General features: G+C 35.5%; 1 protein-coding gene. It reads right to left on the reverse strand.

Translation table 11 applies throughout. The features are described 5' to 3' along the window. Positions 1-220: 220 nt before the first annotated feature. Complete coding sequence (locus AC1DJR_RS31860) at positions 221-775, reverse strand: HPP family protein (protein WP_088031144.1); 555 nt, start codon at positions 773-775, stop codon at positions 221-223. Between the last annotated feature and the right edge of the window lie 76 nt (positions 776-851).

Genomic DNA, 851 nt, shown 5'->3' on the forward strand with positions numbered 1-851 from the left:
ACATAGTTACTCATAGTCAGACTGAGAAACTAGCGTCTTATTAAGCAATGCGCATAACTCAAATAAAAAAGACACTCTTATATGGGTATCTTTTCTTTATCAATTAAAAAGGATGCGAACCCAAGCCTTTAGCCATAATTACAACTAAGGCTTTTTCTATATAAAAAATAAAACATAGTAAAAATAGAATACTCACTTAAATTGTCTTTCACTTTACAAATTATATCCAAAAAGTTGGATAGCTTCTTTTACTACTCATATTATTAATGAATAAAGCAATAACCACAATAACCACGGAACCAACTAAAACTGGTGTTACTAAATAACTCCAACTGTTTGCCCCTAAAATAACGATAATTGGATCGGCCCCTGCCGGAGGATGCGTTGTTCTCGTTAACATCATAACGGCTATTGCCATCCCCACTGCTAAAGCAATTGTCCAATAATCATTCCCAAACAAATGATATATTGATAGACCAATGAAAGTTGAAATTAAATGTCCTCCAATAATATTACGCGGCTGAGATAGCGGTGCATTCCAAACTCCAAACGCTAATACACAACTCGCTCCAAATGGAGCCATTAGCAATTCTGTAGAGGTTATACTCGTTAAATATGTTAAGGTGAGAATTGTTAAAAATCCCCCCAGTAGTCCCGTTAAAGAATCCTTTATATTTACTTGTAATGGACTTCTCCCTTTCCCTTTCATTTTTGAAAAATATCGTACACTTATTGGCTGAGCCTCTTTCTGCTTAGCTGCTGTTATATTATCCATCGTTTCCTCCTTTATCCCGCTATTCGCGGGGATGGACACCCCACTAATTAAAGTTTCACTTTATTTACCTACAATT

The organism is Bacillus sp. 05T31, assembly GCF_056396725.1.